Below are 13873 nucleotides of genomic sequence, written 5' to 3' on the forward strand. Positions count from 1 at the left end.
GTGCAGAGTGCCGGGCGCACCCAGGCCACACGCTACTTTGTTGCCCCCGGCCTGCTGCGCAATCTCAACTTCACGGGCGAAACCACTCTCAAGCGTATTGAGCCGCATCGCTTGGCCGCGCTGGTACTCGAAGACCTACAGCGCTACCCTGAATCCGCCATCAGTGATATCCGCCAGCGCATCGGTGGCGAGATTCACCCCAAGCAAGTCAAACGCGCACTGGAAGAGTTGATTGAGCGCAGCGCTGTGCGCTTTGAAGGCAATAACCGCTGGCGGCGGTACTGGGCGACATCATGAACAAACTATCGGACAACCTACCTTCTATCGACGATAACCGGGCGATAAGAAATGAGCGATACGCCGGCGTAGGCCCAATGAATCAAATGGTTCTATCGACCAAAGGCGACCAAAAATGGACGATAGAGCAAACCACACGCACCGCACAGCCGACTGGGAGAACGGTAACTCATGACCAAATCTGAGGCACAAACACGGTCAGAGTTGATTGACCAGCAACTCGCCCAGTCAGGCTGGAACGTCAAAGATCCCACACAGGTCGTCGAGGAATTCGATATTCTCACAGGGTTGCCATCGGGCGTGACGGAGCCGCGTACCCCGTACGAAGGCCACCAGTTCAGCGACTACGTTCTGCTGGGCAAAGACCGCAAACCCTTGGCAGTGATCGAGGCCAAAAAATCCAGCCGGGATGCCGCCATAGGCCGCGAGCAGGCCAAGCAGTACTGTTACAACATACAGAAGCAGTTAGGTAGTGAGTTGCCGTTCTGCTTCTACACTAATGGTCACGAAACCTATTTCTGGGATCTGGAAAACGCCCCGCCACGCAAGGTCATCGGCTTTCCCATGCGGGACGATCTGGAGCGTTTCGCCTACATCCGTCGCAACCGTAAGCCACTGACGCAGGAGTTCATCAACACCTCAATCGCCGGTCGCGATTACCAGATCCGGGCCATCCGCTCGGTGCTCGAAGGCATCGAGCAAAAAAAGCGAGATTTCCTGTTGGTCATGGCCACAGGCACCGGCAAGACCCGCACTTGCATTGCCATGGTCGATGCGCTGATGCGCGCGGGCCACGCAGAAAAGATGTTGTTCCTGGTCGACCGTATCGCCTTACGTGAGCAGGCGCTGGCCGCCTTCAAGGAACACATGCCCAACGAACCACGCTGGCCTAATGTGGGCGAAAAACTCATTGCCAAAGACCGCCGCATTTATGTTGCCACCTATCCCACGATGCTCAACATCATTCGGGATGAGGCGCAGCACCTGTCCCCGCACTTCTTCGATTTCATCGTCGTCGATGAGAGCCACCGCTCCATCTACAACACCTTCGGCGAAGTGCTCGACTATTTCAAGACCCTCACTCTCGGTTTGACGGCCACGCCGACCGACATCATTGATCACAACACCTTTCGGCTTTTCCATTGTGAAGACGGCCTGCCCACCTTTGCCTACACCTTTGAAGAGGCCGTGAACAACGTGCCGCCTTACCTGAGTAATTTTCAGGTGATGAAGATCCAGACCAAGTTCCAGATGGAGGGCATCAGCAAGCGCACCATTTCACTGGAAGACCAGAAAAGGTTGATCCTGCAAGGCAAAGAGGTAGAAGAAATCAACTTCGAAGGCTCGCAACTCGAAAAGCAGGTGATCAACAAGGGCACCAACACCCTAATCGTTCGCGAGTTCATGGAGGAAGCCATCAAGGACGCCAACGGCGTGCTACCGGGCAAAACCATTTTCTTCTGCGCCACCAAGGCACACGCCCGGCGCATGGAAGAAATTTTCGACAAACTCTACCCGCAGTACCACGGTGAACTGGCCAAGGTGCTGGTGTCGGACGATCCCCGGGTATACGGCAAAGGCGGCCTGCTCGACCAATTTACCAACAACGACATGCCGCGCATTGCCATCAGTGTGGACATGCTCGATACCGGTATCGACGTGCGCGAGATCGTCAACCTCGTCTTCGCCAAACCGGTCTATTCCTACACCAAGTTCTGGCAGATGGTCGGACGTGGCACGCGTTTGCTGGAAACCAGCAAGCCCAAGCCCTGGTGCCTCAAGAAAGATGGGTTCCTGATACTCGACTGCTGGGACAACTTCGAATACTTCAAGTTCAACCACAAGGGAAAGGAACTCAAACCCCAGTTGCCACTGCCGGTGCGGCTGGTGGGCCTACGGCTCGACAAGATTGAAAAAGCCAACGACATCGGCCATGCCGACATCGCCGCGCGGGAAATCGCCAAGTTCCGCCTGCAGATCGCCGCACTGCCCAAAGAATCGGTGGTAATCAAGGAAGCCGCCGCCGCTCTGACGCGCCTGGAAGAAGAAAACTTCTGGATCAGCCTAACTCACGACCGGCTGGAGTTCTTGCGCGCCGAGATCAAACCGCTGTTCCGCACCGTCTCTGATGCCGACTTCAAGGCCATGCGTTTCGAATGCGACCTGCTCGAATACTCGCTGGCCATGCTGAACGAAGACAAGGAACAATCCGAAATCCTCAGGGCAGGCATCGTCGAACAAATCAGCGAACTGCCGCTCTCAGTCAGTTTCGTGAAGCCGGAAGAGGCACTGATCCGCGCTGCGCAAACCAGCCACTACTGGGCCAAGGCCAATAATGAAGATGCCTTCGACGAACTGGTCGCCAAACTCGGCCCGCTGATGAAATTCCGCGAACAAAGCACCGGCCAGGAGCAAACGCATCTGGATCTGGCTGATGAGTTGTACAAAAAGGAATGGGTGGAATTCGGGCCGCAACACGAAGCCGTGAGCATCACCCGCTACCGCGAAATGGTCGAAAACCTGATTGCTGAGTTAACCGAGTACAACCCAGTGCTGCAGAAAATCAAGAACGGCGAGGTAGTCAGCGTGATTGAGGCCAACGAACTGGCCGAACTGCTGCACGAAGAGCACCCGCACATCACCGAAGGCCTGTTGCGCCAAGTCTACAAAAACCGCAAGGCGCGCTTCATCCAGTTCATTCGGCACATCCTTGGCATTGAAGTACTGAAGAGTTTCCCGGATGAAGTCAGCGCCGCGTTTGATCAGTTCATCCGAACCCACACCACCTTGTCCAGCCGCCAGATGGAGTTCCTAAACCTGTTGAAGAACTTCATCATCGGGCGCGAACGCGAAAAAGTGGAGAAGAAAGACCTGATCAATGCTCCCTTTACGGTTATCCACCCGCAGGGCATCCGTGGCGTGTTCAGTCCGGCCGAAATTAACGAAATCCTGCAGCTGACCGAACGGTTGGCTGCCTAAAAAACAGGGCACTCCATGCTACAGAACAACCCCGAACTCAAAAGCAAGATCGACCAGCTCTGGAACAAATTCTGGAGCGGCGGCATTAGCAACCCGCTCACCGCCATCGAGCAGATCACCTATTTGCTGTTCATGAAGCGGCTCGACGAGTTGGACCAGAAACGGCAGGCCGATGCCGAATGGACGGGCGAGCACTACGCCTCCAAGTTCGAAGGCAACTGGATTCCGCTCGAATACCGCAGTCGGCAGGAGCCCGAAAAATTCGCTATCGACAAGCGCACCCTGCGCTGGAGCGAATTCAAGCGCATGCAGGCCGAAGAGATGCTGCAGCACGTGCAGGGCAAGGTGTTCCCATTCCTCAAAGACCTGAACGGTGCTGAATCCAACTTCACTCACCACATGAAAAACGCGGTCTTTATCATCCCCAAGCCAGCCCTGCTGGTGGAGGCGGTGAAGACCATCGACGAAATCTTCGAAGTGATGGAGCGCGACTCGCGGGAAAACGGCCAGGCCTTCCAGGACATCCAGGGCGATGTCTATGAAATGCTGCTGTCCGAGATTGCCACCGCCGGCAAGAACGGCCAGTTCCGTACCCCGCGCCACATCATCAAATTGATGGCCGATCTGGTGCGGCCGCAACTGGTCCATAAAATCGCCGACCCGGCCTGCGGTTCCGGCGGCTTCTTGCTCGGGGCCTACCAGTACATCGTCACCCAACTCGCCATCAAAGCAGGCACCAAAGACCTCGCCCCCGACGAAGACGGCTTTGTGCGCACCTCGGTTGCCGCCGCTCTCACCGAAAAAGCCCAGGACACACTGGCCAGTTCGCTGCGGGGTTACGACATCGACGCCACCATGGTACGCCTAGGGCTGATGAACCTGATGATGCATGGCATCGACGAGCCGCACATCGACTACAAGGACACCCTCAGCAAGAGCTACACCGAGGAAGCCGAATACGACATCGTGATGGCCAACCCGCCCTTCACCGGCAGCATCGACAAGGGCGACATCAACGAAAACCTGCAACTGGGCACCACCAAAACCGAGTTGTTGTTTGTCGAGAACATCTACCGCTTGCTCAAGAAAGGCGGCACTGCCTGCGTGATCGTGCCGCAGGGCGTGCTGTTCGGCTCCGGCGGCGCGTTCAAAACCCTGCGCCAGATGCTGGTGGAGCGCTGCGATCTCAAAGCCGTGATCACCCTGCCCAGCGGCGTGTTCAAACCCTATGCAGGGGTCAGCACCGCCATCCTGCTATTCACCAAAGTGTGGGGGCCGAAAGACAAAATCACCCAGCCAGCCACCGAACACGTCTGGTTCTACGAGATGGCCGCCGATGGTTATTCGCTGGATGACAAGCGCAGCAAGCAAGAAGGGTATGGCGACCTGCAGGACATCATTTCCAAATACCATGCCCGCAACCCAGTCACCGATACCGACCGCACGGCGAAGTGCTTTGTCGTGCCCCGCCCTGAAATTGAAGTCGAGGGCTATGACCTTTCGCTTTCGCGCTATAAAACGGATGTGTTCGAAGAAGTGCACTACGATGCGCCGGGCGTGATTCTGGATCGGCTGATTCAAGCCGAAGTGGGTGATGTGGACGAGACGGAACTTGCCAAGGTGCAAAGCGGCATCGTGCGCGAGTTGCTGGCGTTAAAGGGGATGGTTGGATGAGGTTCGAACCACTTCTCAAGGCCGCGCCTTTCTCGGGGACACGAGTAAGGCCATTTGACGGTATCAGGCAGTACCTGAGTACTGGTGACTTGCAGGATGACTCGCTCAGTTTCGCGGAGGTTACTTTCAAAGATAAACCATCACGGGCAGATATCACTGTGCGAGAAGGAGATGTGCTATTCGCCAGGATGAAGGGCACGAAAAAGGTACTGCAAGTTACACAAGAACTTGCAGATACCATCGTCTCAACAGGTTTTGCTGTCTTACGACCAGTAGAGGATTGCGATCCGGCCTACTTGGCGGCTTATTTGAGCACAGATTATTTTGAGCGGCAAAAAGAAAAATACTGCTCTGGCGCCATTCAACCGGCAATAACCAATGGCGGCATCGAGAAACTGAAAATTCCGCTGCCGCCCGTTAATGACCAAATCCGCATTGCCACTCTGCTCGGAAAAGTGGAAGGGCTGATTGCCCAGCGCAAACAACACCTGAAACAACTCGATGACCTGCTCAAGAGCGTGTTTCTGGAGATGTTTGGCGACCCGGTACAGAATAAGAAGTGTTGGGAGAGTAAGACCGCAATTGACTATGCAGACTGCATTGTTCCGGGGCGAGATAAGCCGAAGTCTTTTAGCGGTAAAACTCCTTGGGTGACAACCGGTGACTTGCAGCAACTCGGATACACGGCGAAATCCCGTGACGGAATCGGTTTGTCAGATGATGAAATTAAAGAAGTTTGTGCGAGAGTTGTTCCGAAATCAAGCGTGCTACTCACATGCGTGGGCGACTTGGGAGTAGTCAGTATCTGCACCACAGACATGGTGGTCAACCAACAACTTCATGCCTTCCAAGTATCAGAGACCATGAGCGAGGAGTTCTTTATGTACTCCTTGTCGTTCCAAAAAAAATACATGTATCAGAACGCGTCGCAAACGACACTTCCTTACATGAATAAGACAATCTGCAACAAAATTCCCATGATTCGACCGCCGAAAGACCTTCAGATCAAATTTACGGAAATAGTGAGAATTGTTCACGGCATCAAAGCCCGCCACCTGAAAAGTCTCACTGATCTAGAAAGTCTCTACGGCGCACTGAGCCAGCAGGCATTCAGGGGCGAGCTGGATCTGTCGCGCGTTCCCATGCCGGGCATACAACCTGAGGAAGAGAAAACCGTGGCAGCAGAACCCTTAAACACTCATGCCGAACAAGGCGTGGCCATCAACTTGCCCGACACCGACAACTTGCTTGATGCGCTTGAGAGTGCTGAGGCCCGCGAGGTATTGATCTTGCAGTGGCTGAAGGCCTATCGCGACCAGTTGGGCAGCACCCCATTTTCGGTGCAGCACTTCATGGCGGTGGCGCAAACCCGGCTAACCGAACTACATCTGGACAACGATTTCGAACTGGGCGCCAACGACTACGAGCACATCAAGACCTGGGTGTTTGAGGCATTGGCCGCCGGCACGCTGACACAGACGTTTGATGAAGCGAGTAACTGCATCCAACTCAAGGCCGTGCAGGCATGAAACTGCTCCGCCTCAAGATCACCGACCCGGCAGGCTTTCGCAGCCTGCCCTGTGGTTTTGAGCATCACTTCCGTAGCGACTGGACCTTGCAGGATGAGTTGGCCAAGCCTGAAGGCTTTGCGCCTTTCGTTTGTGCAGGCCCCAACGGCAGCGGTAAATCCAATCTGCTCGAAGCGCTTGCGGCGATCTTCTTTCAGTTGGAAATCTTGCGTGTGCGCAGCAGTTTTCTGCCCGAGGTATTGCAAAACGCTGATCGGGATTTTTCGCCAGTTGCGTTTGAACTGGATTACCTGATCCGGTTGCCACCGGAATACCTCCGCCCCGATGGCCCGATTTGGGCCAGGGTGGGTGTTTGGAAAAACCCCGACGAATCGGTGAACTTTTTGTGGGAAAACCAGAGCGACTTCGACACTGATGTCTATGAAGTTTTCAAGGGTGGCCACGCCGATATCCTGCTGCCCCAGTATGTGCTGGGCTACTCGTCTGGCGAGAATGAAATCCTCAGTCTGCCCTTTTTCAAGTTGCGCTTTGTGCAGTTCGACGAATACTGGAACGCATTGACCCGGCAGTTGAGCTATCCCGGTCACCCGGAAACGCGGCTGGCCTATTTGGACAACAGCTTCAGCCAGGCGATCTTGCTGTGCAACCTGCTGTTTCAGGACGAGGCCACGCTCCAGCCTTTCCGCGAGGATGTCGGAATCGAGGCGCTGCGGGAGTTCCGCATCATCATCCGGCGCAGCATTCCCATTGCACTGGAGCAACTGGCCGCCTTCGCCAGCGAAGACCAGAACCAGCGCCAATCGCTTGATGACATCGTCAAAAGCAACCTCGCCTTGCGCAAAGAAACAGATGACGCTGGCAGCACCCGTTACCGCCTGAACCTGATGCACCTGCTGGAGGGGGATGAGAAATCATCGCTGGTGGTGAGCGCCCTCAAGCGCTGCGCCACATTACATTACGAGGATGAAGCCACTGACACACTGGTACTCGATTATTGGGTGAATGACGCAACCAAGGAGGCATTCCGTAAGAACTTCGATGGTTCGCCGCTGGCGCTGTTCCAGGCTTTTCAAGTCTTGCTGACACTCAATCTGTATGCCGTGAGCGATGCGCTCAAGGGTGATCTGTATCGCTCCACCAGCCATTACGCCAGCGAAACGGTGCCGACGCTGGCTTCTGACCAGCGCATCATGCGCTTCAAGTTCGTGCGCTTTTCTAAGCAGGGTGTGACCCAGCCGATGATGCTGAAAGAGCTGTCGGACGGCGAGCACCAGTTGCTACACAGCCTGGGTTTGTGCCTGTTGTTTCGAGAGACCAACAGTCTGTTCCTTCTGGACGAGCCCGAAACGCACTTCAACCCGGACTGGCGCGCCAACTTCATTACCCGCCTGCGCCAGTGCCTGCCGGGCAATGGCGGTGTCGGGCAGGAAATGCTGATCACCACCCACACGCCGTTTCTGATTTCGGACAGCAAGCCGGACAAGATACTTGTGTTCGCCAAGGACAAAGCCAGCGGCGCGGTCAGCATCAGTCAGCCGGACTACAACACGCTGGGCGCTTCGATCAACAAGATCACCATGAACACCTTCGGCAAGCGCGAAACCATCGGCGGCCGTGCCCAGGCACTGCTGGAGTCGCTGCGCGAGCGCTTTGAGAAAGGCGACGAAAACAAAGAAGCGTTAATTACGGAAATCTACCAGCAACTCGGCGACTCGGTGGAAAAAGTGCTGCTGATCAAGGCCATCCTCGACAGCGATCAGCAGGGTGATGAGGAGGCGCAGGGCTGATGCTGTTTCCGTACACCTACGTGCCGCACCAGATGGACAAGATGCAGGCGTTCATCGACTTCATCTTTCATGAGGTGTGGTGCAAGGCGCCAATCGGCCTTGTCTTTCACCCCGACCTATTCGAGGGTAATCCTGACCTCAAGGCTGTCATGTCAGAGTTTGGTTTTTCCTCTCAAGCGGCAGAACGCGGGAAGACATTTTACAACGACGTGAAGGCAATCTACGAACTTTTCGCGCCACTGTTGGTGAACGAAATCGACCAGTTCAAACAGTGGTACCAGGGCAATAATGATATCGAAAAGGTGTGTGCCAACACCCCGACTGTAGAACTTGCCCGCTATGCCGACATCGCCGCGACCCACTCGGACCTTTCCGATCAACTAGCGTCGTTTTTCAAAGGACTATATTCCCAGTCACTGCTCGGTTTGGTCACGCTGAAAGAAAAAATCGGCGACATCGACGATCACTATAAGACCTTTGTGCAGATAAACAAATCAGGAAAATGTCCGTTCTGCGGTATCAACGACCTGCTTGGCGAGTATCAAAGCAAACGCGATGCCTACGACCACTACTTGCCCAAGGCGCTCTATCCATTTAATTCCGTCAACTTCAAGAACCTGGTCCCAGCCTGTCACCAATGCAATAGTAGCTACAAGACCAGCAAAAATCCAGCCTATACATCGAAAGACCCAGCCGGTGCAGCTCAGCGCCGCGCAGTCTTTTATCCCTACACAGCAGTTCCCTATGCCATCGAACTGCAAGTGACCTTGCAACATCACGATATTGCGAACTTGAAGCCAGCGAACATCAATCTGCTATTCGGCCCCGCCACACTCGAAGAAAAAATCGATACCTGGAAGGACGTATACGGTATTGAAGAACGCTACAAAGCCAAGTTCTGCAGGGAAAACGACGGCCAGTACTGGCTGACGCAAGTACTGGATGAATGGCAGGAAGATGGCAGGCAACCAACCGATTTTCTGAAGACGTTGGCGCGGCAAACACAAAGCCAGCCTTACGCTGAATGCAACTTTCTCAAGAAAGCGTTTCTGGAAGCCTGCCAGCAGATTGGCGTTTTTTGAGGATTGTCTCCTGAGACAGGTAGACCAGATCCATCCCCATGCAGGACATCCGCAGGATGGAATTTTGGCGCACTTTTCCCACACCATTCGGTCAGGAGTTTGGTTGTAAAATACGGGATCGAACTGGCGATTCAAACCAGTACCGTGGTGGCTGATGAATTTGATGTTGCATATTTTTTAACCATCTGAAAACAGGCGCATTTACTATGGTTCACTACCATGACCGCCGTACATGGTTTCGTGGTGTCGCCACAGCACCACCATCACATCAATAAACACGGGCCTTCCAAGGCGGTTTTTTCAGCCGCCCATCATCTCACCCATCATAAATCAAAGTGCTTGATTGCTTCGGAATGATGCGGTTTCAAGGATGGTTTCGTGACTGTCACGACAATTCTTCATCCCTTGGGGATTTTCCGTCACAGTGACAAAAATCGTTTTATGGCACTGGTGGCAGAGGGTCGTTCCCAAATTCGTCCGGGTCGAACTCAACCTTGAAGGTAAGCAAAAACTCCAGTTCCTCATCCGAAAGAGGATCATCCAATTCAGGCAAGTCAATATCGATCAAGGTTGTTCTCCTCAAAAGTCCGTGGTCAACGCAACGGCAGTCATCAGGTCGACCCGCGGTTTAGCCCCAAGTTTCCCAAGCCGTGCCTGTGCCTCGGTCAAGGCTTTCCGGGCATCGGCCACTTCCCGCTGTGCCTTCTCCAGAGTCTTCTGGCGGTTCTTTGAGGATTGCGCCTTACCTTGGGTAGTCCGTGGTCCTGTGGAGCGTGTCCAAGGCTTCCATGAGCGAATCAAGGCAGATTGCCGGTCCTTTTGCTCCTGGGTCCACCGTCTCGCCATGATTGCCTCCGAAAAAAGTTCATTGATTTTGAAAACCGGCAAAAACTCCGGTCATATTCACGCGCCAGCCTCCCCCACACATGGTTTTTTGGGTGGCAGAAACTCATGAGTGATTCCGTACCGGCGGCAGAATTCGTGGATCACCTTCGATGTAATTTCACGCGATGCGCTCGGGTCATGGTCCAGAACAGACAAATCACGCTTCAACCGTTCCAGAAGGGTGGCGGTAGATGCGCTCGACTCATTCCCGATGCTGGCCGTTATCTCAGCCTGTTTCCGGTGGCGATAAAGCATGGTCCGGGTCCGTCCTGCCATCGGCTCCCCACTCTTGGCAGGTCTGCCAGGTCGTTTCGTGTCGTTTTCCATTCCCTCCCCCTATTTCGTCACAGTGACATAATCATAATATCGTCACCGTGACAGAATTGGAAGGGGTCACTCACGGAACCATGACGATGTCCTCCAGCGCCACCGCATCCGTGGCCTGCCAACTTTCCAAAACCCATGCGCGCGTTCGTGGTGGGGTCAGGTGTGCGCGGTATTGTGCGGTCCGCACGTTCGATCTCTACCATGGGTTTGGTGGTGGAATCCGACGAACCGGATTTTCTTCCGTCAGGTAAAACGAATTCACGACCAACTGCCAAGGCTTTCTTCCGCAACCGATCCAGTTGAAACCGGGGCAGATGCAATTCGTCGAGGATTTCGCTTCTGCCGGCCCCCATCCCAAGCAAGGCGATGACTTTACCGATCTGATCGTCCGATGAGGGGTCGGGTTCGTGACTGGTCGTCATGGATTTGGTCCGGTCGAGGCAGGTCCCGGTTGAGGTTCAGAGCGCGGGCGAGACTTCCCGACAACTCGCCTCTTGATACTGGGTACTGGCATAAATGCATTGTTTCCGTTAGACGGAACAGTGGATTCTTCAAAAATGCCCGTTTTCGTTCCGTTAGACGGAACAGTGGATGACTTCGCTATTCCGGGAGACGGAACGGCACTGTTCCGCGAGACGGAAGGCGCAACGCGTTTTTCAAAGGTCGGCATTGGATCGGATATGCGCCATTTTCCAGGTTGGTATGTTGCGCTGGTGACCTCCGTCAACCCGACATAGTTCGTGATTGGTAGCCACGTCAAAGCCCACAGGTCAGGACCCGCGTTTAGTCCGCCAAGTTTGGTTTTGATCGCCAAACCACTTTCAAGCAACTCGGCTTTTGCTCGTTGAACAACGTCTACGCTGGTCCATCCTCGCGCCTTCAGATACCCGGATGCCAGTTGCATCTTTCCGTTGTTGCTGCCGTTGTGCTGACGCAGGACCTCGATCAAGAGCGCCCTCGCCGGATGCGACAACCAACGGTATGCGTTCCCGTCCAATACGCAATACGGGAGCGCACAGTACCCCCCGGGACCCGTTTCGCGTGGTGGCTTTTTACGGGTACTCATTTAAGCCTCCGGGGAGTATTTCTTGTCAGGATGGGAAATACTCCGCCACGCGGTCAAAACATCAATCATGGAATCTTTTTCCACGGCCTCGATCCTCAAGGCGTGCTCCCACGCGTCTAGGTTGATAAAACTCCTGATGTGGGCCTCCACGCGACTGCGCAAAATTACTGGACTCAGGGCATCCACCTCCCAACATTTGCCCCCATATCGTTCGGCAAACCACTGGTGCCGTGGATCTTGTTTCTTCGTGTCGAGGTCGAATGACGGGAGTGTTGTGCCAGTCGCAATATCGTCGGCATCCAGAGCAACCCGTATAATTTCAGCATCCCCACCGTACCGGCCAATGCGTCCGGGCAGGTCGATTTCCGACATGTGCATCCCCGAGGGGTCGAAGTCGCCGCAGTAAAGGACAGTCAAAGGCTTATCATTCCCCGACGTTTCTTCTGCAATGCCGTGCAAGGCAGTCGCGGAACCGTACCCGTGCATCACTCGGAAGGTCACCCCGTATTCGCTCAGGACAGGTGCAAGCGTGCCGCGCAAGGTTCCTTTTTCGCTCCAGACTTCGACCCAGTTATCTTGGTCCGCCCAGATATTTTTCCGATAGCAACTCATCGCTGTTCTGATAACCCCCTCGGGGTCATCCCACATTGAAACTCGTTCAGCCTCCCTTGTTTCGTCCACGATCCATGCCCAGGGGATCAGTCCATTTTCCCGCGCATAGACCAACTGCATCCCCACTTTGGCCGTGTTGGCGCGTGACATGGAACTGATGATGCCGCCCACAAATAATTTGTAGCAGACAGCCCGTGTGCTGGCGGGTTGAATTTCGGTCAGTATTTCGTGCGCGGCCTCGATTATCGCAAGACTGGCTTTTGACTTTCCCCGGCCTCTGGTGGGGGCGTTCATACTTCACCTGCCAGGATTTTCCGTACCGTCCCTACCGACAACCCGCGACGCCCCAAAACCACTACAGGCGAAGGCAGGGTCCCGTTTTTGAATCTCCGGTGGATTGTGCAAGGCGATTTTCCCAAGACTTGAGCAATTGCAGGGATTCCGAGGAAGGCGTCAGTCGGCAATGCCGTAAAATTTTCAACCGATGGGGATACGCGTTGTGCCATGATTTTCTCCAAATAGCCCCGAAGTGAGGCATTGGAGACAAGCCTAACAAATCACTTTCACGGATTCGCTAACCCGTGAAACCCCTACTTTTTGAACTTGTTTCGCGTTTCTGCCGCAATGTTGCAAAAACGTTCCCAATTCATATTCAGATACTTGGGCGGCCCTTCGATATACTTGCCTACGTGGTTTTCTTTTACCGCAAAACCTTTAGGCGGGGTTTTTTTGACGGCTTCCCATAGATCAAAATTACTCATCTTTGGACATTTTTTCAAGAGTCGTTCAACGCTTTTTCGGATGGGGCTTCCAGTCCCCGGTTTTCGACCTTTGACGAACTTCGCGCCAATATCTGCATGGAATTTGTACTTTTGGTGCTGGCGTAAAGCAGTCCCCTTGATCGTCCGAACAACCTCTGCGGTCAGGGTGGGCTCGTGGGTCGCAGCATCACGGCAATCGTCCTCAAATTCTCCAGGATCGCCTACATGACCAGCCCATGAGCCAGGCTTGAATACCCCTCCTTGGTAGTGGAAAAACAGCGCCAGTTCCTGATCCGTAAAGTGAACGAGCGATTCCACCCACCCCCCCGCACGATAAAGGGCGCGCACCCACTCAGCAGTCTTTGGTGGAAAATTCGGATCAAACCCACCATCCACAAGGACGATGGGGATTAGGGTTGATCGCATTTCACTATTGGGGAAAAAGCCTTCCGGCTGGTTTATGACCTGAACCAACACCAGATCACCCCACCGGGCAAGCGAGGTCTTGATGACGGCTAAAGCCTGTTCCAGCGTCAGTTTTTTGGGCGTTTTACCGGACATTAGATTGACTGGACCCGGTCAAGTTGGCAATCACGAATACATTCTACGCGCCACCCTGCCGAGCACTGGGGGCATTTAACGTGACCATCACGCGAATACCGGTGCGCACTCATGCTTGCTTCCCTCGAATCGGAATCACCGCCCCTTCTGGCGCTGGTGCTTGGCAATATCGCGCCCATTCCTGCATCAGGTGCCGACGTTTCTCGAACAGATCACCGCGACGATATGCGGCCTCCACCTTGTTGGCGATGGTGTGCGCCAGCGCCATTTCTGCCACCTCTCTTGGGTAAGCGGTCTGCTCTGAACACCAATC

10 protein-coding genes and 2 pseudogenes are annotated in these 13873 nt (G+C 54.4%); 6 read left to right on the forward strand and 6 right to left on the reverse strand.

The window, feature by feature from the left end; all coding sequences use genetic code 11:
- From M6F29_RS09860 to M6F29_RS09885, 6 genes and pseudogenes are all read left to right on the forward strand, one after another.
- A pseudogene (locus tag M6F29_RS09860) lies at positions 1 to 297 on the forward strand (ATP-binding protein); the annotation flags it as partial.
- A 171-nt stretch (positions 298 to 468) separates the two neighbouring features.
- On the forward strand, positions 469 to 3276 hold the full coding sequence (locus M6F29_RS09865; protein WP_298159203.1) for a type I restriction endonuclease subunit R: 2808 nt from the start codon (positions 469 to 471) through the stop codon (positions 3274 to 3276).
- A 15-nt stretch (positions 3277 to 3291) separates the two neighbouring features.
- Positions 3292 to 4950 (forward strand): type I restriction-modification system subunit M, encoded by a 1659-nt coding sequence (locus M6F29_RS09870; protein WP_298159206.1) that lies wholly within the window; start codon positions 3292 to 3294, stop codon positions 4948 to 4950.
- On the forward strand, positions 4947 to 6479 hold the full coding sequence (locus M6F29_RS09875; protein WP_298159210.1) for a restriction endonuclease subunit S: 1533 nt from the start codon (positions 4947 to 4949) through the stop codon (positions 6477 to 6479). Before M6F29_RS09870 ends, M6F29_RS09875 begins: the two co-directional genes overlap by 4 nt.
- On the forward strand, positions 6476 to 8266 hold the full coding sequence (locus M6F29_RS09880) for a restriction system-associated AAA family ATPase (RefSeq protein ID WP_298159213.1): 1791 nt from the start codon (positions 6476 to 6478) through the stop codon (positions 8264 to 8266). The genes M6F29_RS09875 and M6F29_RS09880 overlap by 4 nt, the downstream gene beginning before the upstream one ends.
- Complete coding sequence (locus M6F29_RS09885) at positions 8266 to 9348, forward strand: HNH endonuclease (RefSeq protein ID WP_298159216.1); 1083 nt, start codon at positions 8266 to 8268, stop codon at positions 9346 to 9348. Before M6F29_RS09880 ends, M6F29_RS09885 begins: the two co-directional genes overlap by 1 nt.
- Before the next feature lie 439 nt (positions 9349 to 9787).
- On the opposite strand, the gene M6F29_RS09890 is transcribed toward M6F29_RS09885, so the two are convergent.
- The 6 genes and pseudogenes from M6F29_RS09890 to M6F29_RS09915 form a co-directional block, all read right to left on the reverse strand.
- The gene (locus M6F29_RS09890; RefSeq protein ID WP_298159218.1) at positions 9788 to 9916 is read right to left on the reverse strand and encodes a hypothetical protein; all 129 of its coding nucleotides are present in this window, start codon (positions 9914 to 9916) and stop codon (positions 9788 to 9790) included.
- A gap of 11 nt (positions 9917 to 9927) precedes the next feature.
- On the reverse strand, positions 9928 to 10194 hold the full coding sequence (locus M6F29_RS09895; protein WP_298159221.1) for a hypothetical protein: 267 nt from the start codon (positions 10192 to 10194) through the stop codon (positions 9928 to 9930).
- A gap of 383 nt (positions 10195 to 10577) precedes the next feature.
- Complete coding sequence (locus tag M6F29_RS09900) at positions 10578 to 10982, reverse strand: hypothetical protein (RefSeq protein WP_298159223.1); 405 nt, start codon at positions 10980 to 10982, stop codon at positions 10578 to 10580.
- Positions 10983 to 11626: 644 nt separating this feature from the next.
- Positions 11627 to 12532, reverse strand: a complete 906-nt coding sequence (locus M6F29_RS09905) for a hypothetical protein (RefSeq protein ID WP_298159227.1) — start codon at positions 12530 to 12532, stop codon at positions 11627 to 11629.
- Positions 12533 to 12828: 296 nt separating this feature from the next.
- A complete protein-coding gene (locus tag M6F29_RS09910; RefSeq protein ID WP_298159230.1) occupies positions 12829 to 13560 on the reverse strand; it encodes a hypothetical protein in 732 nt (243 codons plus the stop codon).
- Positions 13561 to 13669: 109 nt separating this feature from the next.
- Positions 13670 to 13873: pseudogene (locus tag M6F29_RS09915) on the reverse strand (integrase); the annotation flags it as partial.

This window comes from Ferrovum sp. (genome assembly GCF_027317285.1).
GTDB lineage: Bacteria > Pseudomonadota > Gammaproteobacteria > Burkholderiales > Ferrovaceae > Ferrovum.

Coding starts and splice junctions, on each gene's coding strand:
- M6F29_RS09905 (WP_298159227.1), bottom strand. CDS start 12,532: ATGAACGCCCCCACCAGAGGCCGGGGAAAGTCAAAAGCCAGTCTTGCG.
- M6F29_RS09870 (WP_298159206.1), top strand. CDS start 3,292: ATGCTACAGAACAACCCCGAACTCAAAAGCAAGATCGACCAGCTCTGG.
- M6F29_RS09880 (WP_298159213.1), top strand. CDS start 6,476: ATGAAACTGCTCCGCCTCAAGATCACCGACCCGGCAGGCTTTCGCAGC.
- M6F29_RS09865 (WP_298159203.1), top strand. CDS start 469: ATGACCAAATCTGAGGCACAAACACGGTCAGAGTTGATTGACCAGCAA.
- M6F29_RS09885 (WP_298159216.1), top strand. CDS start 8,266: ATGCTGTTTCCGTACACCTACGTGCCGCACCAGATGGACAAGATGCAG.
- M6F29_RS09875 (WP_298159210.1), top strand. CDS start 4,947: ATGAGGTTCGAACCACTTCTCAAGGCCGCGCCTTTCTCGGGGACACGA.
- M6F29_RS09910 (WP_298159230.1), bottom strand. CDS start 13,560: ATGTCCGGTAAAACGCCCAAAAAACTGACGCTGGAACAGGCTTTAGCC.
- M6F29_RS09900 (WP_298159223.1), bottom strand. CDS start 10,982: ATGACGACCAGTCACGAACCCGACCCCTCATCGGACGATCAGATCGGT.
- M6F29_RS09895 (WP_298159221.1), bottom strand. CDS start 10,194: ATGGCGAGACGGTGGACCCAGGAGCAAAAGGACCGGCAATCTGCCTTG.